Consider the following 23,760-nt stretch of genomic DNA (forward strand, 5'->3'; position numbering starts at 1 on the left):
TTCATAAAGCTTCTTGGTGATAAAGTGTCAAGCCAGCTATCGGGCTTTCAATAATTAGGTTTACGTTGATCTGCAGGTCTGAAGCTGCCTTGCGAAGTATGTCAGAGTTGTAAAAGGCAATAGAGCCTACAAAACTTACGGGCTTCTCCTGGTAATCTTTATACTTCATCACATGCTGTTTGAAAAACTCCTGAAAGGAATTATAATAAAGCATGTAGCAGTAAGGATTGGATTTATGCTCAGTAATAAACCTGCAAAAACTAGCCATATATCGGTTAGGAAAAGGCTTCTGATACACATGCTCCTGAATGGCAACAGTAGTCAGATTGAAGCTATCTTTGAGTTCTTGCTTGATCTGTGCAGGCATTTCATCGTTGATAAAATCTTTCAACAACTTCCTACCAATGTAGCCTCCGCCGCCCTCATCTCCAAAAATATACCCTGGCGCAGGTCGTCTATCTACGATTTCCTTACCATCGTAATCACAGCTATTCGATCCAGTGCCCAAAATGCAGGCTATTCCAGGCTGATGACCACAGGTTGATTTGGCAGCAGCTGCCAGATCATGATCTACTGTGATTTTAGCTTTTGGGAAAATTGTTCTCAATGCTGAAGAAACCTCATTATTCCGATCTGGCGTAGAGCATCCTGCACCGTAGAAATATATTTCTTCAATTTCACTTGCTAGCTGTATCAAAAAATCTTCCCGCATTTGAATAGCCATTTCTTCTGAGGTTTGATAATAGGGATTGAACCCTATACCTCTGTATTGACTAATGCTATGGTCAGAATGAATTACTCTCCAGTCCGTCTTGCTAGATCCACTATCTGCGATTAAAATCATTTATGCTAATTGCCCAATGGCTTGAAATTTTTCAAATACTTTTTCGGTGTGCGGGGCATCAGGGAGCTCTTCTGTAAGATCCTGCCCAGCCCAATGTTCATAGTGCATGCCCTTTTTCCAAAGCCTAGAACTACTCACATCATAAATCACACCTTGGTAAGCTACCCAAATCTCCGGTTTGTCCTGACCATTTCGCAAGGCCAGCTGCTGCTTAGTATACGTCTTCATCAAAGCAACTTGATCTGAGCATTGATCCATCGCTCAGGAATTTCGCCTTTTTGAGCCATCTGATAGTCAGCATAGCTACATGGCACGGTACTTACGCGGTCAAATTTCTCTGTTTCATTATGAGGGATTTCCATCCACCATTTTCCACTTCTCTTACTTTTATAGAAAACCAAGGTATTTGGCTTAGTATCCAATGAAACAGTGTATTTGGTATAATCACTGCTTTTGAAGGAAAGGCTGTCTTTGCGAGAATAAAATCCTTCCAAGAAATACCAGATCATCACGGACACGACTTTCGCAGTCTTATTTGCTGTATCGTCATAATATGGTTCGTAGCCATATATTCCAAGAGAGCTCAATTTCTCATTGGTTCCAGCAAACCAGCAAATCTGACAAGCTTCTTCTGCAGTCAAACCAAATGGCTCAGCGTTCACTGCTCCAGGAGCATCTGCAGATTGTATTGCACATAGGTCAAAACTCAATAAATCCGCATTTCGGATCAAAGGCTCAACCTCCTTAAATTCATTTCTCAATTCTCCCAAGCGCACATGTTCGAAGTAAAGTTTTTCCACCACATTGATTAAGGATGGATCCACAAGAAAACTCTGATAGGCTAAATGAGCAGATGAAAAAAGGAAATTAGGTTGGTGAAGGATGATTTCCTGGGTATGCTGATCGGCAAGCGGACCTTCTTCTTCCATATCCAATTTGGCGTCAACAGTCAATAAGCTAACCAGCTTTTTCATTTTCTGGTAGGACAAATACTGTCCATAATCCAGATCATGTGATCCTCCAAAATAGATAGGCAATATCTGATGCTTCATCAGGTAATCACCTACTTCCTGCATTCGTTGATAAGTATCACTTAGCTTTTCGCCAGAAATCAAATCTCCTAAATCAGCTACTCTATAGGCTCCAAAACCCTTTTTGAGGTCATAAAGCTTCTCACGAATTTCACTGCTTCCTCTATCTGCACTTTCTACTTTGCCAAGGCCACGATTTTCTTTGATTCCTACTAGCGCAATCTGGACTCCTTTAAGATCCGGAAATTCCTCCCCGAAAAAGTGGATTTGCTTGAAGAATGAGTTTTCTGGGTATTTTTTCTGCCAAAGGTATTCGGCTACGGGATCAAAGTAGGATTGGATATTCATAAGGGGTGATTGTCTTTGGTAAAAATAATCAAAAAAGGCACTTAAATAAAAAATCCCGCCTGAGCGGGATCTTTTGTTTTATATTAACCTCCGAAGTCATCAAATCGGATATTTTCCTCAGGAATTCCTAGATCATCCAGCAACTTCAATACTGCTGAGTTCATCAAAGGAGGTCCACATAAGTAGTACTCAACCTCATCTGGCTCAGGGTGATCTTTCAAGTAATTATCATAAAGAACCTGGTGAATGAAACCAACGTATCCGTCACCTTCTTTGTCATCTTCTGATTTTTTAATCTTCCAGTTATCTTCTGGAAGTGGCTCAGAAAGACCAATATTAAACTGGAAGTTCGGGAAGTCTTTTTCGATGTCTCTGAATTGAGGAACATAGAAAAGCTCCTTTTTAGATCTACCACCGTACCAGTAAGATACTTTTCTACTAGTCTTCTCCGTATGGAAAAGGTGGAAAATCTGTGCTCTCAATGGAGCCATACCTGCACCACCACCGATGTAAACCATCTCGCGCTGAGTAGGATTAATATGGAATTCACCGTATGGGCCTGAGATCGTAACCTTATCTCCAGGAACTCTAGAGAATACGTAAGAAGAACAAACACCAGGATTTACGTCCATCCATTTGTTATTAGCTCTATCCCATGGCGGAGTAGCGATACGAATAGTAAGCATCACAATGTTACCTTCAGCTGGGTGATTGGCCATTGAGTAAGCTCTGAATAGCTCCTCATCATTCTTCATGGTCAAGTCCCAAAGACCGAATTTATCCCAATCACTTTGGTACACATCATCTGGGTGACCCAAATCAGGATGTGGAGTAATATCCATTCCTTTGAAGTTAACCGTGATTTCCGGCACATCGATCTGAATGTATCCACCAGCTTCGAAATCAAGCGTCTCTCCCTCAGGAAGTTTCACTTTGAATTCTTTGATGAAAGTAGAAACATTGTAGTTAGAAATAACTTCACAATCCCACTTCTTGATACCGAAGATCTCTTCAGGAACACGGATCTTCATGTCATTTTTCACTTTCACCTGACATGCTAGACGGACGTTACTTTGCTGCTCTGCTCTGCTCAAGTGACCTACTTCGGTAGGAAGAACTTCTCCTCCACCTTCTTCGACCACACATTTGCACATAGCGCAAGTTCCGCCACCACCACATGCTGATGGAAGGAAGATTTTTTGGCCTCCTAGTGTAGAGAGCAAGGTAGTACCTGCTGCAGTTACAATCGGAGAGCTTTCGTCACCATTGATAATAATGTTGACGTCTCCAGAATTGACCAACTTAGATTGGGCAAAAAGGAGAATAAATACCAGTAGCAATATAATTACTGTAAAAGCTACGATGGATGTAATAATTACTGAACCCATGAAATTTCGGTTTAATTTTTCTTATGGATTGGCCCAATACGGGAGCACAAATATATTTATAAATCACTAAAAGAGGCCAAATCGCAGTTCAAATTTGGCACGAATAATTAAATCCTTTTAGCAGTCTGTCAATTAATTATTTAAAAGGTTTAGTAAGGTGGACAATCGGCCTTTCAACTGGCGACGATCTACGATGAAATCAAGGAATCCATGCTCCAACACAAACTCAGAACTTTGGAAACCTTTTGGAAGATCCTTACCAATCGTCTCACGAATTACTCTTGGACCTGCAAAACCAATCAATGCTTCAGGCTCAGCAATATTAAAATCACCTAGCATCGCATAGGAAGCAGTCACACCACCAGTAGTAGGATCTGTAAGCATAGAGATGTAAGGAATACCAGCCTGATCAAGTAAGGCCAGTTTGGCAGAAGTCTTCGCCATTTGCATTAGCGAAAATCCAGCTTCCATCATACGAGCTCCTCCTGATTTGGAAATCATCAGGAATGGAATTTTATTTTTCAGGGAGTGATCTATAGCTCTAGCGATTTTCTCGCCCACTACAGAACCCATAGATCCACCGATAAAATTAAAATCCATACATGCCACCACGATATCCAATCCGTTCATTTTGCCTACAGCAGAACGAACAGCATCATTCAGCTCCGTTTTCTTGATCGAAGCTTCAATACGGGAAACGTAAGGTTTGGTATCTGTGAATTTCAAAGGATCTCCCGATGTCATATTGGCATCAAGCTCCTTGAATTTGTTGTTATCAAAAAGAATTTCGAAATATTCCTTCGAACCAATTTTAACATGAAAATCATCATCAGGGCATACATAAGCGTTGTTCTTGAGCTCTCTAGTATGGATAATATTTCCATTTGGGGTCTTAAACCAAAGGCCATCAGGTGCATCTTTCTTTTCAGCAGTCGATGTTTTGATGCCTTTGTCAGTTCTTTTAAACCAAGCCATATTGAGTTTTTAGGTTGTCTTTTGACGAGTCAAAGGTTACAAATTTAGTCGTTAAATCCCGTAAATAAAACCTCATCGGAAATTGCTGGGAAATTCAATTATATAAAGGAATACAACGCTTTATTGAAAATCACTTTTTCAGTGATTAATAAATTACAGGAGATTAGGAGTTCCTTCTGTTCAAGATCTTCAAATAATCAAATTTTGATTCCGAAGGAATCCCCATACAATGGACATCCCCCTTAGAGGCTTCAAATTTGTACTAAAAGAACTTTAAATGATCCTTTTCAATGTTAACAGCCTCGTAAATATTATGAAATTGCTTGAAATTTGGACACAAGACTTTAAGGAATGAATTTTAATTCAAGAAAATTATCACTTTCTTTAAAGGACAATAAATCCACTTTTGAGATGAATAACAATTTGCCAAAATCCATTTCCGAAGGCTCGGAAATATTAACTAGTTGTGAAGAAGTAAAGTCACACTTTTCATCCGATCTTGAAATTTGGAAAGCATTTAAGTCTGGAAATAACTCCGCTTTTATCCTAATTTATGAGAGATTTTTTGACAGTTTGTATAGCTATGGTTTACGAATTAATCGTGACGAGGATTTGGTAAAAGATGCCATCCATGATGTTTTTTTGGACTTAAAAAAGAACAGTGAATCTTTAAGAGATACTGATTCCATCAAATTTTATATGTTCAAATGCCTAAAACGAAGGATTTACAAGGAATTGAAAAACTGGTCAAATCTCAAAGAGGAAATGGAGACAACAGACTGTTTTGAGATTACTTTTTCACACGAACAAACTCTCATTAATAAGCAAATTGATTCTGAAATGACCAAAAAAATCAATGCTGCCATCAAAAACCTGTCGCCAAGGAAAAGAGAAGCCATTTATTACGTGTATTATGAAGGCATGTCTTACCAGCAAGTTTCTGAACTAATGGGCCTATCTGATTCTAAATCAGCCAGAGATTTGGTTTATAAGGGATTAAGATGCTTACGGGATTCCCTAGGCTTTATTCCATTCGTATATACTGCTTTTTTATGATTTACAATAAAATAACCTAGTCTATTTAACTACAGTTTATATCTTATTTTGAATTACATGAAAAATAAGTAATTTTTTTTGGCGTTGTTTTACACCTTTCACTCTTTACCTAGTGTACTTGACTTTTAATACTAGATTGAATGAGTGAGATAGCTGACCTTTTAGAAGATCTTGAATTCATCAGATGGGTAAAATATCCTGACAATGAATTAACCATCTATTGGAAAAGCTGGATAGATGCAAATCCTAACCGAATTGAAGATGTCAAGCTTGCAAAAGAAATTATTCTGGGTTTTCAGTTTCCAGCGCCAACAGCTTCCAGTGAATACAAGAAAGAAGTTCTTGCGAAAATACTCCGCACTAAGGGGAAAGATCCTGAAGAACAGCCACTATTGATCAAACCAATTCAAAAAGGTAAGCAAAGAGAATCAAGGCAATATTTAAAAGTGGCTGCAATTCTAGCAGGGATATTTTTCCTCTCCATACTATTGCTAAATCTCAATTATGACACTCAAAATGAGGAGATTTTGAGTAATGTTAATTGGATTTCCAAATCCACCAAGCCTGGTGAAAAACTGAATTTTAGACTACCTGATCAAACTGTAGTTTGGCTAAACTCCGGTAGTAGCCTTGAATTCCCAGAAACTTTTGATTCAACAGTGAGACTCGTCAAATTGAAGGGGGAAGGATTTTTCGAAGTGTCTGAAAATGCAGAACAACCATTTATTGTTATTTCTGATAGTCTAATTACAACTGCTGTCGGTACGTCTTTTAACATTAATTCTAAAAACACCGAAGAAATACGAGTTTCATTAGTAACCGGAAAAGTAGCTATTAAATATCAAATTGATAGTTCAAAATTTTTCCTTAGCCCTGGAGAGGAGCTGACTTACGAAACAGCAATAAATAAAGGAAAGGTCAATGAATTCAATACCGAGAATGTATTAGGATGGAAAACAGGTAAACTAATATTTAAAAGTGCTACTCTCAAACAGGTAAGGGAAGGACTTGAAGAATGGTATGGCGTAAGAATCAATATTGCAGGAAATCCCAGAAATAAATGGCGGTTTAACGGAAAATTTGAAAACCAAACACTTGAGAATGTATTAAAGAGCATCTCCAACATTGAAAATTTCAATTATACAATAGAAGATAAAAAGGTAAAAATTCAATTTAACGACTAACTAAAAAAATTAAAGATGAGCCCAGCTTATGTGAATGATTCTTAAAAAGAGCCAACTGATATTATCAGTTGGCTCAAATTGGAGGTCTTTGGGTGGTAAAACTATTGGGGAATAGAAAAACCCGCAGACCGAGTCTAAAGAAATTATCAATAAACCAATCAAAATTATGCAATTAAACTTACAAAAGACAATCTATATGTTGTCCAAGTACTTCTTGTATGGCTTTATAATACAAATGGGCCTCTTTAACTTTGTGTTAGCAACCGAAGTAAGTGGCCAGTACAAGTCGATCGACAAGGTTCAGGCAACAATTGACAAAGAGGAAATTACACTTATTCAATTTTTTAAGTCAATAGAGGGACAAACTCCATTCAACTTTCTTTATGATCATGAAAAGATTGATTCAGAGAAGATTATTATCATCCAAGAACGTGTAGGCTCTGTCGAAAATTTTTTGAGGCAGATATCCGTTCAGTCGAACTTAAGATTTAGACAGGTGAACAATGGGATAGATGTCAAAAAAAATCCAAGACTTCCTCATGTGACTATTTCAAAGCCTAATGAGTTTGCAGAAATCAAAGGCACAATAGTAGATCAAAGTGGTTTTCCGCTCCCAGGTGTTACAGTAATTATCCAAGGAACCACCCAAGGTACTGTTTCAGATGTAGATGGTAAATTTTCAATAGATGTATCAAGTGGAGAAAGCTTAGTATTTTCCTTTATAGGATACGAAGAACAAATAATCGTAGTAAATAATCAAAGTGAGATTACCATAACAATGGCCGAGAGCCTATCTGATTTAGAAGAGGTGATTGTAGTAGGATATGGTACTCAGAAAAAAGTTAACCTAACGGGAGCGGTCAGCGCCATATCTTCTGATGAGATAGTAAACCAGCCAGTAGGTCAATCATCCATGGTATTACAAGGTCTTGCTCCTGGAGTAACAGTAACACAACGCAGCGGACAGCCAGGAAGTGATGGTGGAAATATAAGAATCAGAGGAGTTGGGACATTAGGAGATTCTAATCCACTAATAATGGTAGATGGGGTAGAGACTAACATGAATAATGTAGATCCTAATGAAATAGAAAGTATTTCAATTCTAAAGGATGCTTCTTCAGCTGCTATTTATGGATCTAGAGCTGCAAATGGTGTGGTTTTAATTACTACTAAAAGAGGTAAAGATGGAGTAAATGTAAACTATAATATGTACGCGGGTTTTCAAGTTCCCACCCGAACACCAGAAATTGTTGGTGCTTTGGATCATATGATGCTAGCTAACGAAGCATTTACAAATATTGGTAATGACCCTCAGTATTCCGATCAGTTTATTTCTGACTATGTGGCCGGCATGCCTTCAGACCAATATCCAGATACCGATTGGCAAGATTTGACCATGAGTAATTCTGCTTTTATGCAAAGCCATAATGTGAGTGTAAATGCTGGAAATGAAAAAGCAAAAGTTTTAGGCTCTTTTAGTTATTTGGATCAGGATGGGATTATTCCAAATACGGGGTTTAAGAGATACAATTTGAGATTTAACTCAGATATCAATGTTACTGATCGATTGAAGCTTTCTATGGACATATTTCTAAGAAAGGCAGACAAAATGGAACCCTCTTCTGGTACAGGCTATGTATTTCACTGGATGCGTAGGATACCTTCTAATGAGGTTGGGATTTTATCAAATGGTCTCTACGGAGAAGGATGGAACGGTGATCATCCTTTAGCACGCGCAAAAGACGGTGGATTGAGAACTGAAGAAAGCCTTGATGCTATTTTGAACTTTAGGCTAAATTACAAGTTCACTGATTGGTTATCGGCAGAAGTGATGTATGCTCCAAAATTGTGGAACCCACATGTCAAAAGCTTCTCTAATATTACACAGACCTATGCCCGGGATGGAGAAACACCTACTTTCTTTGTACCACAGCGCAATTCCTTATCGGAAAGTTATACCCGAGAATGGTACAATAACTTTCGTGCTTTAATCTCTATTGACAAAACTTTTAATGAGGTTCATACTTTAGGATTTACAGGAGGTTACCAGCAGGAGGATCAAACTAGTCAATGGATTTCAGTCTATAGAGAAGTATTCCCCCTCCCTGATTATGAACAGATCAATGCGGGAAACCGATTAAACGAACAAACTGGTGGGTCTGCAAATCATTGGGCACTTAGATCAGTTTTTGGAAGAGTCACTTATAATTTTAACGAAAAATATCTATTAGAGGCAAATCTCAGACAAGATGCCTCTTCTCGATTTGCTGAAGGAAATCGCTCAAGTTTATTCCCTTCATTTTCTGCTGGATGGAGAATATCTGAAGAGTCCTTTATGCAGGGCGCTAGCAATGTGATTGATCAACTTAAACTTAGAGCATCTTGGGGTCGATTAGGAAATCAAAACATAGGATTGTATCCCTATGCTGCATTTATATCTCTAGGAGGAAGTGGTCAAGATTATGCATTTGATGGAGTAAATTCTCCTGGAGCTGCATTGAATAGCATGGCCAACAATGACATCAAATGGGAAACTACAGAAACCACAGATATTGGATTGGAATTCAATCTTTGGGGCAAACTGGATGTGACCTTTGACTACTACCAACGAAAAACCAAGGACATACTTTTACCATTGAACATTCCTTTGACTCTCGGTTTAAATGCTCCATATCAAAATGCCGGGGTGGTTCATAATAATGGTTATGAAATCATGCTTAACTACCGAAACAGAATTGGGGATTTCAATTATGGCGTAATGGTGAACTTTTCTGATGTGAAAAATGAAATTGTTGACATGAAAGGAATAGAAAATACTGGACTGACTGTCAATAGAGAAGGTTCTCCGGTAAGTTCCTTTTTTGGTTACGTTGCTGATGGTTTTTTCCAGACACAGGAAGAGGTAGACAATCATGCAACTCAATTTGGGAATGTTGCGCCAGGTGATATCAGATATAAGGATTTGGATGGAGATGGAATGATCAATGATAGAGATCTTGCAGTGATTGGTAGTAATATCCCAAGGTATACGTATGCATTAAAGCTTAATGCCGATTATAAAGGCATTGATTTATCTATTTTTTTCCAAGGAGTTGGTCAAGCAGATGGATATCTATTCGGCCAGGGAATTATGCCTTTTTATCTTGGAGGAACAGTCCAAGAACAACATAAAGATCGATGGACTCCAGATAATACAGACGCGAGGTATCCTAGACTTGCTTGGAATCAAACCAACAACCAGCAGAACTCCAGTTTTTGGATGAGCAACGCAGCTTATTTAAGGCTTCAAAGCGTACAACTAGGGTATACATTTCCTAAACCGATTTTAGAAAGGCTTAAAATTCAAAACTTAAGGGTTTACCTAAGTGGACGTAACCTCTTAACGGTTACTAATTTTTACGAGGGATATGATCCAGAAGCACCAGTGAGTAATGGTGGATGGTATCCCCAAATGGCCACTTATACCATGGGACTAAATCTCAACTTCTAAACCCCTACAACTATGAATAAGCTAATAAAATATATTTGTACTATATCTATACTCATCTTTATCCAATCATGCGATGACAAATATTTGGAAAGATTACCTCTAGACTCACCTTCAAGTGAAACGTTTTTTGCTAATGAAACTGAGTTAGAAATGGCTGTTACAGGTGTATACAATCGATTATGGTATAAAACTCAAGGTGCTGTTTGGTTCTTATCCTTTGATTTCGCATCAGATGATGGATGGGATAGAAATGGTAGTGCTTTACAGGCTTTAGGAAGAGGAGAGCAAAATGCTGACAATGGTTATACCAATGGATTCTGGTCTGAGTTCTACAGAGCAATTAATCGGGTGAATTACATTACCTCGGGTTCGGAAGAACTAAGAGAGAAAATGGATCCCGAAAAATATGACCGTTTAGTAGGTGAAGCGAGATTTCTAAGAGCATATTTCTATGCCTACCTGGCAGAATTATACGGAGATGTGCCGCTTGTAATATCCACGCTAACATTAGACGAATCCCAAACTCCTAGAACGGCAAAAAGTGAAGTAATTGATTATGTTCTTTCAGAATTGAATGAAGTGAAGAATTATTTGCCATTGAATGTTACTGAAAAAGGCAGAGTGACCAAAGGAACGGTTTTAGCATTAATTTCAAGAGTAGCTTTATGGAATGAAAGATGGGAGGAGTCGGCATCTGCAGCCAAAGAGCTTATGGATTCCGGAACCTATCAAATCGACCCTGATTATAGTGGTATGTTTACTTTTGCAGGAGACAACTCGCCTGAAGTTATTATGCGAATTCAATTCCTGAGAGGAGTTCAAACCCATAACACACCAAGAGATTTTTTATCAAGAATGGCTCTGGGACACTCTAATAAAAAACTTCCTCAGGACTTTGTCGACACCTTTGATTGTATTGATGGATTGCCAATTGATAAATCTCCATTATATGACCCGCAAAATCCGTTTGAAAATAGGGATCCTCGAATGGATTATAATATCGTCGTTCCTGGATCTAGACTAGTAAATTGGACATTTGAAACCCATAAGGACAGCACACAGACATGGGAGTTTCTGGGTGATGAAATGATTCGAGTTCCAAATGTGGAAGCACAACATGCTTACGCCTCTTTCACTGGTTATTTATTTAGAAAGCATGTTGATGTAGCTGATTACCCAACTAATGTGGGAGCATCGGATCAAAACCTTACGATTTTTAGATTAGGAGAAGTGATGCTCAATTATGCGGAAGCTAAGGTAGAGATGAACGAACTTGATGAAACTGTATACCAAGTGCTCAATGATATTCGAGGAAGAGAATCTGTGCAAATGCCAATTATTGCTAGCGGCAAAACACAAGATGAATTAAGGAACATTGTACGAAAAGAAAGAAGAACGGAGCTTGGTATAGAAGGGTTTCGTTACTTTGATATCCGTAGGTGGAGAATTGCAGAGAATGTGATTCCGGGACCTGTCAGAGGACGTGTCAATCGATACGGGGCCGGCGGATGGCTGAATACTCCTCCAACAATTGACCCTATGGGCACGCCCAATTATGACAATATCAGTAACGCTGATGAAATGGTAGTGATAGAGACTCGAGCTTTTAACCCAGCTAGAGACTATTTATGGCCTATTCCAAGAATAGAATTAGAGACCAATACTGCGTTGACTCAGAATCCAGGGTATTGATTTTAGCACCGCAACTATTTACTTATATGGAAAGGCTTTGCTTGTAACTCTTCTTAGAAGCAAACCTTTCCATATCATCGAAGGCCTATGTTTCCGATATCAAACATCTCAACTTTAAAAAAATGAAAAAAATACTAATCACATTATGTGTTCTTATAACCACACTTATTTCCCAAAATTCCTTTTCCCAAGAATATGACATTGTTATTTATGGAGGTACATCTGCCGGAATAGCTGCCGCAATCCAAGCTTCTAGAATGGAAAAATCTGTAGTGCTAATAGAGCCTTCTCATAGGCTAGGAGGACTGACTACAGGAGGGCTTGGACAAACCGATATTGGCAACAAGCAGGCGATTGGAGGTATATCAAGAGAATTTTACCAAGGAATCAAAGCCTATTATGACCAACCGGAAAACTGGATTTGGCAGAAAAAAAGTGAGTACATGGATAGTGGACAGACCAGAACCAAAGAAGGAGAAGATGCAATGTGGACATTTGAGCCGTCGGCGGCCTTAAAAGTTTATCATCAAATGCTTGAAGGAGAAAAGATAGATATAGTTTACGGAGAGAGACTCTTAAGAACTGATGCAGGTGTGAAAAAATCCGACGGAAAAATCCATTCCATTACGATGGAAAGTGGAAAAACTTTTAGTGGGAAAATGTTTATGGACGCCACCTACGAAGGTGATCTCTTAGCTACTGCAGGCGTAAGTTATACAGTAGGTAGGGAAAGTAATGACCAATATAAAGAGTCTCTAAACGGCGTTCAGGCAAACTACTGGAGTGTGACTCTTGGAGGCAAGGCATCCCGAAATGCCAGAAATCATAATTTCGTTCCTGGAGTAGATCCATATATAGAGAAAGGAAATCCCAATAGCGGCCTCCTTCCTTATATAATCGAAGGTGGTCCTGGAATAGATGGTTCTGGCGATAAAAAAGTTCAGGCATATGGTTTTAGAATGTGTCTAACAGATCATCCTGACAATAGAATTCCCTTTAAAAAACCTGATGGATATAATGAAATAAACTACGAATTGCTTTTTAGGAATTTTGAAGCAGGCGAAGACCAATTACCCTGGATCAATTCCTCTATGCCAAATCGAAAAACGGACACCAATAATAGACGAGGTTTCTCTACTGATTTCGTAGGCCAAAACCATGCCTACCCGGAAGCGACTTATGATGAACGAGAAAAAATAGTAGATGCACACCGAACCTATCAACAAGGGTTGATGTGGACACTCGCGAACCATCCACGGATTCCGGAGAATGTAAGAACCGTCTACTCGAAATGGGGTACCAGCAAAGATGAATTTGAAAATGAAGACGGGTGGCAAAATCAATTGTATATCCGAGAGGCAAGACGTATGGTGAGCGATCTTGTTATGACGCAGCTCCACTGCGAAAGAATTGAAGTCATTGAAGATGCAGTAGGCCTTGCTGCTTACGGAATGGATTCTCATAATATTCAGAGATATGTAGATCATAATGGTTACGTACAGAATGAAGGCAATGTAGAAGCTCATGTTGAGGGCCCATACCCAATCAGCTATAGATCTATAGTTCCTAAAAAAGAAGAGGCGAATAATTTATTGGTTCCTATTTGTGTAAGTGCTACTCACATCGCATTCGGATCCATAAGAATGGAACCTGTTTTTATGGTTCTAGGACAATCTGCCGCTATTGCAGCTTCTTTATCCATAGACGAAAACATATCTGTTCAAGATTTACCGTATGATAAACTTAAATCTGAATTATTGAAGAATCAGCAAAGGTTAAACAATTAAATTATAATGACTAAATAACCAGTTTATTATAAACTATCACTGATGGACATTTAATTTTCTTATCTACACAAAAAATCATCCCACATACAAAGAATAACTTATGAATGTTTTAAATAAATTTAAATTTTGCCTATTGGCATTTATGATGATTTTTGCTCTTGGATCATGTAAATCAGGTGAAGAGCAGGAAAATATTACAGATGTAATTGTATATGGCGGGACTTCGGGAGCTATTACCGCTGCTATTCAGGCCAAAAAAATGGGTAAATCAGTAATTATGGTTTCCCCGGATAAGCATCTTGGAGGGCTTACTGCTGGAGGATTAGGATGGACAGATACCGGTAAAAAAGAGGTGATAGGGGGACTTTCTCGAGAATTCTATCAGAAGATATACGATAAATATGAGTCAGAAAGCGGGTGGAAATGGGAATCCCAATCAGATTTTGGGAATAAAGGACAGGGCACACCAGCAATAGATGGAGAATTCCGTACGATGTGGATCTTTGAACCGCATGTCGCGGAGGAAGTATTTGATGATTGGGTAAAAGAATTGGGGATTGAGCTTTATCGCGACGAGTGGTTGGATAGAGAATCCGGAGTAACAGTAGAAAATGGAGAAATAACTGCCATTAGGACTTTGAGCGGGAAAGAGTTCAAAGGGAAAATGTTTATTGACGCTACCTATGAGGGAGATCTAATGGCAGCATCAGGTGTGAGCTATCATGTTGGAAGAGAGGCAGGCAGTGTTTATAACGAGGAGTGGAATGGAATTCAAACGGGGGTCTATGATCATCGCCACCATTTCCAAGTCTTAGATAATCAAATTGATCCTTATTGGATTCCAGGTGACCCTTCCTCAGGGCTGATCCCAAAAATCAGTTCAGAAAACCCAGGAGTTAAAGGTGAAGGCGACAATAAGATTCAAGCCTATTGCTTCAGAACTTGTATGTCAAATCATCCTGACAATAGAGTGCCTTTTCCTAAACCTGATAATTACGATTCCTCTCAATACGAATTATTGGTTAGGATTTTCGATGCTGGCTGGAGAGAATGGTTTGGAAAATTTGATATGATTCCAAATAGAAAAACAGACACCAATAACCATGGACCATTTAGTTCCGATAACATTGGAATGAACTATGAATACCCTGAAGCAAATTATGAACGAAGAAAGGAGATCATAAAGGAGCATGAAGACTATCAAAAAGGACTTCTTTATTTTGTGGCAAATGACCCTAGAGTTCCAAAAGAAACTCAAGAAGAATTTCAGAATTGGGGATTGGCAAAGGATGAATTTATCGATAATGGAAATTGGCCTCATCAGATTTATGTGAGGGAAGCCAGAAGAATGGTTGGAGAATATGTGATGACAGAAAATGAACTGCTCCAAAAAAAGCCTACTCCAGAATCAATTGGGATGGGCTCATATACTATAGATTCTCATAATATACAGCGATATGTAGATGAGAATGGACATGTTCAGAATGAAGGGGATATTGGGGTCGGATTACCAGGGCCTTATGAGATTTCTTATGGTTCAATAATACCTAAAAAAGGAGAAATCAAAAATTTAGTAGTCCCTGTGGCTGTTTCAGCTAGCCATATAGCGTTTGGCTCTATACGCATGGAACCGGTATTCATGATCCTCGGTCAATCTGCTGCTACAGCAGCAGTTATGGCTATAAATGAAGGTTTAAGTGTTCAGGATTTACCTTATGAAAAATTGAGATTACAATTGATATCAGATGGACAAGTTTTGAAACTGGAAGATCAAATCAAATAATTATTATTGCCCTTTTCTTCCACTAAAGAAAAGGGCAGTTTTTTTATCAAGTAATTGGCTCTATATGACAAATCTCTTTTCTATCATTGATAATTACCTTACTTTGAAATTAATCACTTGGCATATCTTTTTGAATAGACTCCCAATATCCAAATAACTACTCATGAACCTTGCCGTTCTTCTTCTGATTTCAGCGATCATATTATTTATAGCCTATAAGGTATACGGCAAGTACGTGTATCGGAAATTTGGCTTAAATGACAAAAATCCAGCTCCATCACATACGCACAGAGATGGAGTAGACTACGAACCTAGTAAGCCTATTGTTGTTTTGGGGCATCATTTTGCATCCATTGCCGGAGCAGGCCCGATAGTAGGGCCGATCATAGCAGTGACTTTCGGCTGGATCCCTGCAGTAATCTGGATTCTGGTCGGAGGGATATTCTTTGGTGCAGTTCATGACCTTGGGAGCATGGCCACTTCTCTCAAAACTAATGGAAAATCAATCGGCGTAATCATCCGTAATCAAATCGGAATGAAAGGAAAGCAGCTGTTTATTATTTTCAGCTTCTCCACCTTAATTCTTGTCATTGGGGTATTCGCAGATATTATTGCCAAAACATTTGTCACTAATCCTGGAGTAGCTTCTGCCTCCATCCTATTTATTTTACTAGCGATTGCCTTCGGCATAGTGAATAAACTGGTAGGGAATAGAAAAGCCGCTTTCGTAGTAATCACGATAATAGGAGTGGTATTGATGTACTTCTTTATTTACCTGGGTATGAAAATACCATTTGTGCTAGATTACAAAATCTGGATTTTGGCGCTCTTAGGCTATGCTTTTATCGCATCTGTGACACCAGTGGGCATGTTGCTGCAGCCCCGAGATTACCTCAATAGTTTTTTGCTCTACGGACTGATCATCGCAGCAGTTTTAGGTGTGTTCATTGCCAATCCAGAAATTCAGATGAGTAATGAAATCCATGTTTCAGATGAAAATCTCGGATATATTTTCCCTGTGCTCTTCGTTACCATAGCCTGTGGTGCTATCTCTGGATTCCATTCTTTGGTAGCGTCAGGAACTACTTCTAAGCAATTGGACAAGGAGTCTGATGCCAAATTGGTAGGCTTTGGAGGAATGTTGATTGAGTCCTTTCTAGCTATCATATCGGTCGGAGCGGTTGTTATTTTATCACGATCAGAATACATTGACCGACTTTCTGGTGAAGGACCAGTGGCACTTTTCTCTACAGGATTAGGTGGTATGATTGCTACCTTAGGTATTTCAGAAGAGTTTGCCGTGGGTTTTGTAGCCTTGACCGTTTCAGCCTTTGCGCTTACTACTTTAGATACTTGCACACGCTTAGCTCGTTTTACCTTACAAGAATACTTCGAAGATGTACCTCAAGCTGCAGGTCAATATCTGGCAAAAAACCGCTATGTTTCGACAGGAATTGTAGTAGTATTCTCTGTCCTTTTATTGCTTTCGGGTGAATTCACCACACTTTGGCCAATCTTCGGCTCTGCTAATCAACTGCTAGCTGCTCTTGCCCTATTGACCATCGCGGTCTGGCTAATCAAGAAAAATATTAATGCGCTCTTCGTGACCATTCCAATGTTTTTCATGTTCACGGTCACGCTCGCATCTTTAGGACTTTTTGCTTGGAAAAACTTCAAAGACGAAGTTTATGTGCTTTCGATTATAGCAGCGCTACTTTTTATACTGGCGATCTCCTTGATGGTATTGGCTACCAAAAGCTTGAAAAAAGAAGTCAAAGAACCCGCAAAGGCCCTTTGACTTTTTGTGCAATTATAAGGAATTGAATACCTCTTTCGCTTTTTTAGGAATTCTTACTGCTAGTGTGAAATTGATCAAGTAATCTGCAAATGCTGCATCGCCATGAACCTCATTGTCTGGAGTAGAATTCTCGATATCTGTAACACTCTGGGTTCTATTTCTAAATAAAGCAATTGGTACATTGAGCGTCCCAGTTACATTTCCGAGCATATAGCTGACACCGGGTTCTACAGAAATGATATAGCCAGGTCTTCGAAATCCTTCGCTTCCGCCAAAGACATCGTGAACAGGAATCCCTTCTATTCTTCCACCCAGAGAAGCACCCAGTCCATGGACTTTTTCAAAGGAATGGAAGACACCAGTTCTCAGGGCGAATTGGTCTGGAACACTCATGATTGCCTCATTTGGCCGACTTCTATTGGTAGGAGTACCGTTCGTTTCCTTAGGATTGAACATGTAAAATCCATCATAGTACAAGAAATTAGTACCACCAATGTTCCAGAGTCCTTGGAAATCTACTATCAGGCCAGTGCCACCATCGCCTAATTGAATAGATTGATCCACTGTCATTTCAGTAGGCGTACCTTCATCACCTCTATAGAAAGTGCTTGTCGCCGCATAATCTCCAGTTGGGAACTTGATCCCAAGTCCAATCGCAGTATTTCCCTTACTGGCCTTTTCTCCCGAAAGCAACCAGTAGCCGGCTCCGATTCTCATGTCGCCGAAACCTTTGGAATAGGAAGTGTGTCTTTCGGTTCTATTGTGCTCGTAAAGCGAACTTCTTTCGTTGTATTGCAAGGGCAGGGAAACAATTCCGTACAGTCGCTCTGAGAACGCGTAACTGATATTGATGTCTAGACCATGTTGCTTATTGATCACTTCCGTGTGATCTGTCAGACGATTGTGTTCCTCTTCAGTTCCTCTGAAATGTCTAAATGACTTAAAATAGCGGTAATTGGCGCTGATGTTCCACTCTCCCTTATTGAGGATATTTCCTTGACCGACAGCATTTCCGAGTCCAGAAAATTGACGTATCGCTACGCAGCCTTGTGCGAGTGATTCAGATGGGATGGAGTGAAGGAGGACAAGTAAGATTATAAGTATAGAATTTTTTTTCATGATAGGTTGGGTAATTATTAGACAAAATTTTAATTCCGCTTAAATAGCAGGTAAGCCATATCATCCATACAGATTAAATGGTGTACCCCAGCTCTACGCTGAGAAACTTCCCAGCTAGTCTTTAAGCATTTTGTATGAAGAATTATCCCAACCTAGGCGGAGGAGTATGAAGTTGAAAAAATGGATTCGTATAAGAAAGGAATTGAAAATCAGGTGAATCATTCGAATTTGCAGCCTGCGTGAATGCCAAGGTATTTTTAATAGGCTGAATATAGTCTTTGGCAATTAGCTTAATGGTTTGCTTACCATTATGATCTTGAGATGTTTCATCGTCTGTCAAAAAGGAAATCCACTTTTTCACAGTATTGTCTAATAAGCCACGCGCTGTATCCGGTACGACGATCACTTGTAAAGTGTCATTTTGATAGCGCTGCTTTATCGCCCGATAATATTGACCGTCTTTCTCAAATGAAGTATTAGTAGTATGAAAATCTTCCTGATTGGCCATATACGGTGCAGAAAGAGGAACTTCAAGTAACATCTCCTGAACTTCCACAGAATTCTCTCCATATATTTTTTCCTCCCACTTACTCTCAATATGCTGATCGTAGGAAAAATAGAATGCATAGTAGCCAAAATGATAAATGGCAAAGCAGGCAAAAAGGAATATGGAAAGGGTTTTCTTCAATTCTGGGTTTATTACAATTTGAAAAGTATTAAAATTCAATTTGAATAACCAACTCTTTCCTAGAATATTTGTATAGATATATTATTGAATACTACTAATTCAAAATAATCAGCTATAAATTAAAACTATCTGAAATAATATTTTGATAAAAATAAAAACATCAAAAGAATAAGACAGGCTGTTCCATAGATCTTTAGGACTTTCAGACGATTCATCCTATCCAAAAACCATAAGACCAATACAGGGCGAATCAGTCCAAGTACTAGACTGATTGCCGAAAAGCAGCATAGAAACCAAATCAAATACAGAACGGCAGTCTTCATAGCATAAAACTAGAAAAGGAACAGCAATGCTGTTCCTTTTCAATTATATATCTAAGCGAGAATTACTTCTTACGCTTGATCTCTTTCATTTCGTAACCTTCAATTGTATCATCAATTTCAATGTTGTTGAAATTCTTGATCGAGATACCACACTCATATCCAGCTTTCACTTCAGCTACATCGTCTTTGAATCGCTTCAATTGATCGATTTCTCCTTCGTGAATCACGATACCGTCTCTGATCACACGGATCTTGTTCTTTCTGGTGATGAAACCATCAGTAACATAAGAACCTGCAACAGTACCAATTTTGGTGATTTTGAAGACCTCTCTTACTTGGATATTACCAGTAATTACTTCTTCAAATGTAGGCTCAAGCATACCCTCGATAGCATCTTTGATCTGGTTGATCGCATCGTAGATGATAGAGTAATGTCTGATTTCGATCTCTTCCTGTTCTGCCAATTTCTTAGCATTAGGAGAAGGTCTCACCTGGAATCCAAGAATAATCGCATCAGAAGCAGAAGCTAGCAATACATCAGATTCTGAGATCTGACCCACACCTTTGTGGATAATGCTCACACTTACTTCATCTTTAGAAAGTTTCAATAGTGAATCAGAAAGTGCTTCTACTGATCCATCCACATCACCTTTGATGATGATATTCAATTCCTTGAAGCTACCGATAGCCAAACGACGACCGATTTCATCCAAAGTAATATGTTTCTTAGTTCGTAAACTTTGCTCTCTCTGGATTTGCTCTCTTGAGTTAGCGATATCTCTAGCTTCACGTTCTGTATCGTAAACTTTGATGATATCACCTGCCTGAGGAGCTCCACCAAGACCTAGCACCTGAACAGGTGTAGATGGTCCAGCTTCTTTCAGTTTCTTTCCTTTATGATCAAACATCGCTTTCACACGACCGTGATGCTGACCAGCAAGGATAATATCTCCTACTCTCAAAGTACCTGCCTGAACCATTATAGTAGAGACATAACCACGTCCTTTATCCAAAGAAGCTTCGATTACTGTACCTGCAGCATTTTTGTCAGGATTGGCTGTAAGCTCCAATACTTCAGATTCAAGGAGTACTTTCTCCAATAAGTCATCAATACCTTCACCTGTTTTGGCTGAGATGTCTTGAGATTGGAATTTACCACCCCACTCTTCTATCAAGAGATTCATATTAGCTAGCTCTTCCTTGATCTTGGCAGGGTTAGCATTTGGTCTATCAATTTTGTTGATAGCGAAAATCATTGGTACACCAGCAACTTGTGCGTGGTTGATTGCCTCTTTTGTCTGAGGCATGATATTATCATCTGCTGCAATCACAATGATCGCGACATCCGTGATTTTGGCACCACGAGCACGCATCGCCGTAAAGGCTTCGTGACCTGGAGTGTCAAGGAAGGCAATCTTATGACCAGTCTTAGTCATTACATCATAAGCACCAATGTGCTGGGTAATTCCACCTGCTTCATCAGCAGTCACCTTGGACATACGGATGTAATCTAGCAAGGAAGTCTTACCATGATCGACGTGACCCATGATCGTAACGATCGGCGCTCTTTCTATTAACTGATCTGGAGAATCTTCCTCCTCTACCTCGATTTCATCTTCGATAGATTTGGTGAATTCTACCTCATAACCAAACTCGTCTGCAATTATTGTAATTGCTTCGGCATCTAGTCGCTGGTTGATAGAAACAAACATACCCAAAGACATACAAGCTGAAATAACCTGGTTGACAGACAAATCCATTAATGCTGCTAGGTCATTTGCGGAAATAAATTCAGTAACCTTTAAGATTTTCACCTCATCAGTTTCGAAATCTACATCTCTCACTCGTTCAGCCTTCTTATCTCTACGGCTCTTACCTTTTCCTCCTCCAGCACTTTTGCCTTGAAGACGTGCTAAAGTTTGTTTGATCTGATCTTGGATTTCCTTTTGAGTAGGCTCAGCTTTCTGAACTCTATTCGGAGCTCCTCCTCTAGGGTTTCCTCCACGTGCACCTCCACGCTGAGCATTTTGAGGTCTATTTCCTGGACCGCCTGGGCGATTTCCTGGTCCTCCTGGTTTATCTATACGCTTACGTGGTCGTTTTTTATCTCTTCCTCTTTCATCAGAAGAAGCAACTGGCCCACCTTTTTTCTTTGGTCGATCTGCAGGGAGTTCTATTTTACCCAATACAGTAAGCCCTTTGAGGGATTCTGCTTTTGCAGCAATCACCTGATCCTTAGGAGCGGGTGGAACTGGTGCAGCAGGCTGTTGTGGCGCTGGCTTAGGCTGTTCTTTGGCTGCCTGAGGAGCTGGTGGAACATTTGGTTTCTTCGCTTCCTGAGCAGGTTTTGGCTGAGGCTTAGACTGCTGAGAAGCATGAGGCTTCTTCGCATCACCTTGCTTTTGACCTTGCTTATGCTGACCATGCCTATGCTTAGGGGTTGGTGCAACATTTTTGCTCAAGTCGATTTTACCCAAAACCTTAATACCCTCTAATTTTGGAGATTCGGTAGAAACTTTCTCCGGCTCGGCAGGCGGAGTAGGTGCAGAAGTCGGCGCTGGCTTTGGCTCTTCAGCCGCCTTTGGCGCAGGCGCTGGGCTTGGTGCTGGAGCAGCAGGCTTTGGCTCCTCTGCTGCCTTAGGGGCAGGAGGTGCTGGAGCGGGTGCTGGCTCTACTGGCTTCGGCTCCTCTTTTGGAGTTTCGGGCTCTATAGAGATAGGCTCATGGCGCTTCCCTATAGAGAGGTGTGAAGCCTCTTCTTTATCTAGGGCAGAAGACTGGAACTCCTTATTCAACATTTCAACTTGACTCATGTTGATTTTGGAATTCGGATTATTCTCCACTTCATAGCCCTTTTTAGCCAAGGACTCAACTATGGTTGCCGTACCCACGTTGAGTTTTCTGGCTATCTGGCCTAAACGCATCATTTTTTCTTCTGACATAAGCAAAAACTTCTTTCGAAATCTTAAATAATTAGGGTATTACACGGGGGTTATTTCCCGATTTATTGATCAAATTCTTGTCCGAGAATCCTGAATATCTCGTCAACAGTCTCTTCTTCAAGTTCTGTTCTACGTGTCAGGTCCTCTTTAGTCAAGCTCAATACACTTTTAGCCGTATCAAGACCTGTCTTTTTTAATTCGTCGATAATCCAGCTGTCGATCTCATCCACAAACTCTTTCAAATCAACGTCTTCTTCTTCGAGCTCATTCAACTCACGGAATACATCGATCTCATAACCAATCAATCTACTCGCAAGCTTGATATTATATCCACCTTTACCGATAGCAAGTGATACTTGATCTGGCTTAAGGAATACTGATATTCTCTTTGTTTCTTCATTTGCAGTGATCGAGGAAACCTTAGCAGGACTCAATGCACGTGTGACATATAAGTCAAGGTTTTCAGTGAAATTGATCACATCAATATTTTCATTCTGCAATTCTCTTACCACAGCGTGAATTCTTGATCCCTTCATTCCCACACAAGCTCCAACTGGATCTATACGATCATCGTAAGATTCAACTGCAACTTTTGCTCTTTCTCCTGGCTCTCTTACTATCTTGATGATCGTAATCAATCCATCATATACCTCAGGTACTTCATTCTCAAATAAACGCTCCAAGAAAATCGGTGAAGTTCTAGAAAGAATAATCTTAGGATTACCATTAGACATATCCACTCGGTGAACAATTGCCTTTACGGAATCTCCTTTTCTGAAGCGATCTTTAGATATCTGCTCTGCTTTTGGCAAAATCAATTCGTTGCCATCATTATCCATCAGAAGAATCTCTCTTCCTAGAATCTGATAAACCTCAGCACTTACGATCTCTCCTACGAGCTCTTCATACTTATTATAAAGAATATCTTTTTCGAGATCTTTGATTCGCTGGATCAATGTCTGACGAGCCATCTGCACAGCACGTCTTCCAAAAGCTTCCAATTCAATTTTCTCGTAAACCTCTTCTCCTATTTCAAAATCTGGCTCTATTTTGCGGGCTTCCGCAAAGCTGATTTTATCAAAATCCCATATGTCCTCAGAATCGTCATCGACAATTTCTCGGATACGGAATATCTCAAGGTCACCTTGATCAGCGTTAATGGTCACATCGAAGTTTTCATCATTTTCAAACTTCTTGCGAATCATCGCTCTGAACACATCTTCCAAGATACGGATCATCGTAGGTCGATCCACATTTTTAGATCTCGCAAATTCAGCGAAGGATTCTATTAAGACTTTGGCATCCATTTGAT

16 protein-coding genes are annotated in these 23,760 nt (G+C 39.6%); 7 read left to right on the forward strand and 9 right to left on the reverse strand.

Translation table 11 applies throughout. From position 1 onward, the window contains the following. Position 1 precedes the first annotated feature (1 nt). The 5 genes from LV85_RS09595 to accD form a co-directional block, all read right to left on the reverse strand. Positions 2-844, reverse strand: coding sequence for an N-acetylglucosamine kinase (locus tag LV85_RS09595; RefSeq protein WP_111318749.1), 843 nt, complete (start codon positions 842-844; stop codon positions 2-4). Further along, positions 845-1,072 carry a cytochrome b5 domain-containing protein gene (locus LV85_RS09600; RefSeq protein ID WP_111318947.1) on the reverse strand — a complete coding sequence of 76 codons (228 nt, stop codon included), beginning with the start codon at positions 1,070-1,072 and terminating at the stop codon, positions 845-847. Then, positions 1,072-2,223 (reverse strand): formimidoylglutamase, encoded by a 1,152-nt coding sequence (locus tag LV85_RS09605; RefSeq protein WP_111318751.1) that lies wholly within the window; start codon positions 2,221-2,223, stop codon positions 1,072-1,074. The genes LV85_RS09600 and LV85_RS09605 overlap by 1 nt, the downstream gene beginning before the upstream one ends. Before the next feature lie 83 nt (positions 2,224-2,306). After that, the gene (nqrF, locus tag LV85_RS09610) at positions 2,307-3,611 is read right to left on the reverse strand and encodes an NADH:ubiquinone reductase (Na(+)-transporting) subunit F (protein WP_111318753.1); all 1,305 of its coding nucleotides are present in this window, start codon (positions 3,609-3,611) and stop codon (positions 2,307-2,309) included. 132 nt (positions 3,612-3,743) lie between these two features. Further along, on the reverse strand, positions 3,744-4,586 hold the full coding sequence (gene accD, locus LV85_RS09615; RefSeq protein ID WP_111318755.1) for an acetyl-CoA carboxylase, carboxyltransferase subunit beta: 843 nt from the start codon (positions 4,584-4,586) through the stop codon (positions 3,744-3,746). A gap of 411 nt (positions 4,587-4,997) precedes the next feature. Between accD and LV85_RS09620 the strand changes: the two genes are divergently transcribed. The 7 genes from LV85_RS09620 to LV85_RS09650 all read left to right on the forward strand — a co-directional run bounded on the left by LV85_RS09620 (position 4,998) and on the right by LV85_RS09650 (position 17,376). Beyond that, on the forward strand, positions 4,998-5,642 hold the full coding sequence (locus LV85_RS09620) for an RNA polymerase sigma factor (RefSeq protein ID WP_111318949.1): 645 nt from the start codon (positions 4,998-5,000) through the stop codon (positions 5,640-5,642). Positions 5,643-5,782: 140 nt separating this feature from the next. Next, positions 5,783-6,826 carry a FecR family protein gene (locus LV85_RS09625; protein WP_111318757.1) on the forward strand — a complete coding sequence of 348 codons (1,044 nt, stop codon included), beginning with the start codon at positions 5,783-5,785 and terminating at the stop codon, positions 6,824-6,826. Between the two features lie 166 nt (positions 6,827-6,992). Then, entirely contained in the window at positions 6,993-10,316 is a 3,324-nt protein-coding gene (locus tag LV85_RS09630) for a SusC/RagA family TonB-linked outer membrane protein (protein WP_111318759.1), read from the forward strand. A 12-nt stretch (positions 10,317-10,328) separates the two neighbouring features. Next, positions 10,329-12,008 carry a RagB/SusD family nutrient uptake outer membrane protein gene (locus tag LV85_RS09635; RefSeq protein ID WP_111318761.1) on the forward strand — a complete coding sequence of 560 codons (1,680 nt, stop codon included), beginning with the start codon at positions 10,329-10,331 and terminating at the stop codon, positions 12,006-12,008. 122 nt (positions 12,009-12,130) lie between these two features. Continuing rightward, entirely contained in the window at positions 12,131-13,795 is a 1,665-nt protein-coding gene (locus LV85_RS09640) for an FAD-dependent oxidoreductase (RefSeq protein ID WP_111318763.1), read from the forward strand. Positions 13,796-13,937: 142 nt separating this feature from the next. Further along, entirely contained in the window at positions 13,938-15,578 is a 1,641-nt protein-coding gene (locus LV85_RS09645; RefSeq protein WP_245942240.1) for an FAD-dependent oxidoreductase, read from the forward strand. 163 nt (positions 15,579-15,741) lie between these two features. Beyond that, positions 15,742-17,376 carry a carbon starvation CstA family protein gene (locus tag LV85_RS09650; RefSeq protein ID WP_111318767.1) on the forward strand — a complete coding sequence of 545 codons (1,635 nt, stop codon included), beginning with the start codon at positions 15,742-15,744 and terminating at the stop codon, positions 17,374-17,376. A 12-nt stretch (positions 17,377-17,388) separates the two neighbouring features. On the opposite strand, the gene LV85_RS09655 is transcribed toward LV85_RS09650, so the two are convergent. From LV85_RS09655 to nusA, 4 genes are all read right to left on the reverse strand, one after another. Continuing rightward, positions 17,389-18,495, reverse strand: coding sequence for a hypothetical protein (locus LV85_RS09655; protein WP_111318769.1), 1,107 nt, complete (start codon positions 18,493-18,495; stop codon positions 17,389-17,391). Between the two features lie 142 nt (positions 18,496-18,637). Further along, positions 18,638-19,183: a hypothetical protein gene (locus LV85_RS09660; protein ID WP_245942242.1), complete on the reverse strand. Its 546-nt coding sequence runs from the start codon at positions 19,181-19,183 to the stop codon at positions 18,638-18,640. Positions 19,184-19,568: 385 nt separating this feature from the next. Beyond that, positions 19,569-22,448, reverse strand: coding sequence for a translation initiation factor IF-2 (gene infB / locus LV85_RS09670; protein WP_111318773.1), 2,880 nt, complete (start codon positions 22,446-22,448; stop codon positions 19,569-19,571). Positions 22,449-22,510: 62 nt separating this feature from the next. Next, on the reverse strand, positions 22,511-23,755 hold the full coding sequence (gene nusA, locus LV85_RS09675) for a transcription termination factor NusA (RefSeq protein ID WP_111318775.1): 1,245 nt from the start codon (positions 23,753-23,755) through the stop codon (positions 22,511-22,513). Positions 23,756-23,760 lie beyond the last annotated feature (5 nt).

It is taken from the genome of Algoriphagus chordae (assembly GCF_003254055.1).
Classification (GTDB): domain Bacteria; phylum Bacteroidota; class Bacteroidia; order Cytophagales; family Cyclobacteriaceae; genus Algoriphagus; species Algoriphagus chordae.

Coding starts and splice junctions, on each gene's coding strand:
- LV85_RS09595 (WP_111318749.1), bottom strand. CDS start 844: ATGATTTTAATCGCAGATAGTGGATCTAGCAAGACGGACTGGAGAGTA.
- LV85_RS09600 (WP_111318947.1), bottom strand. CDS start 1,072: ATGAAGACGTATACTAAGCAGCAGCTGGCCTTGCGAAATGGTCAGGAC.
- LV85_RS09605 (WP_111318751.1), bottom strand. CDS start 2,223: ATGAATATCCAATCCTACTTTGATCCCGTAGCCGAATACCTTTGGCAG.
- nqrF (WP_111318753.1), bottom strand. CDS start 3,611: ATGGGTTCAGTAATTATTACATCCATCGTAGCTTTTACAGTAATTATA.
- accD (WP_111318755.1), bottom strand. CDS start 4,586: ATGGCTTGGTTTAAAAGAACTGACAAAGGCATCAAAACATCGACTGCT.
- LV85_RS09620 (WP_111318949.1), top strand. CDS start 4,998: ATGAATAACAATTTGCCAAAATCCATTTCCGAAGGCTCGGAAATATTA.
- LV85_RS09625 (WP_111318757.1), top strand. CDS start 5,783: ATGAGTGAGATAGCTGACCTTTTAGAAGATCTTGAATTCATCAGATGG.
- LV85_RS09630 (WP_111318759.1), top strand. CDS start 6,993: ATGCAATTAAACTTACAAAAGACAATCTATATGTTGTCCAAGTACTTC.
- LV85_RS09635 (WP_111318761.1), top strand. CDS start 10,329: ATGAATAAGCTAATAAAATATATTTGTACTATATCTATACTCATCTTT.
- LV85_RS09640 (WP_111318763.1), top strand. CDS start 12,131: ATGAAAAAAATACTAATCACATTATGTGTTCTTATAACCACACTTATT.
- LV85_RS09645 (WP_245942240.1), top strand. CDS start 13,938: ATGATGATTTTTGCTCTTGGATCATGTAAATCAGGTGAAGAGCAGGAA.
- LV85_RS09650 (WP_111318767.1), top strand. CDS start 15,742: ATGAACCTTGCCGTTCTTCTTCTGATTTCAGCGATCATATTATTTATA.
- LV85_RS09655 (WP_111318769.1), bottom strand. CDS start 18,495: ATGAAAAAAAATTCTATACTTATAATCTTACTTGTCCTCCTTCACTCC.
- infB (WP_111318773.1), bottom strand. CDS start 22,448: ATGTCAGAAGAAAAAATGATGCGTTTAGGCCAGATAGCCAGAAAACTC.
- nusA (WP_111318775.1), bottom strand. CDS start 23,755: ATGGATGCCAAAGTCTTAATAGAATCCTTCGCTGAATTTGCGAGATCT.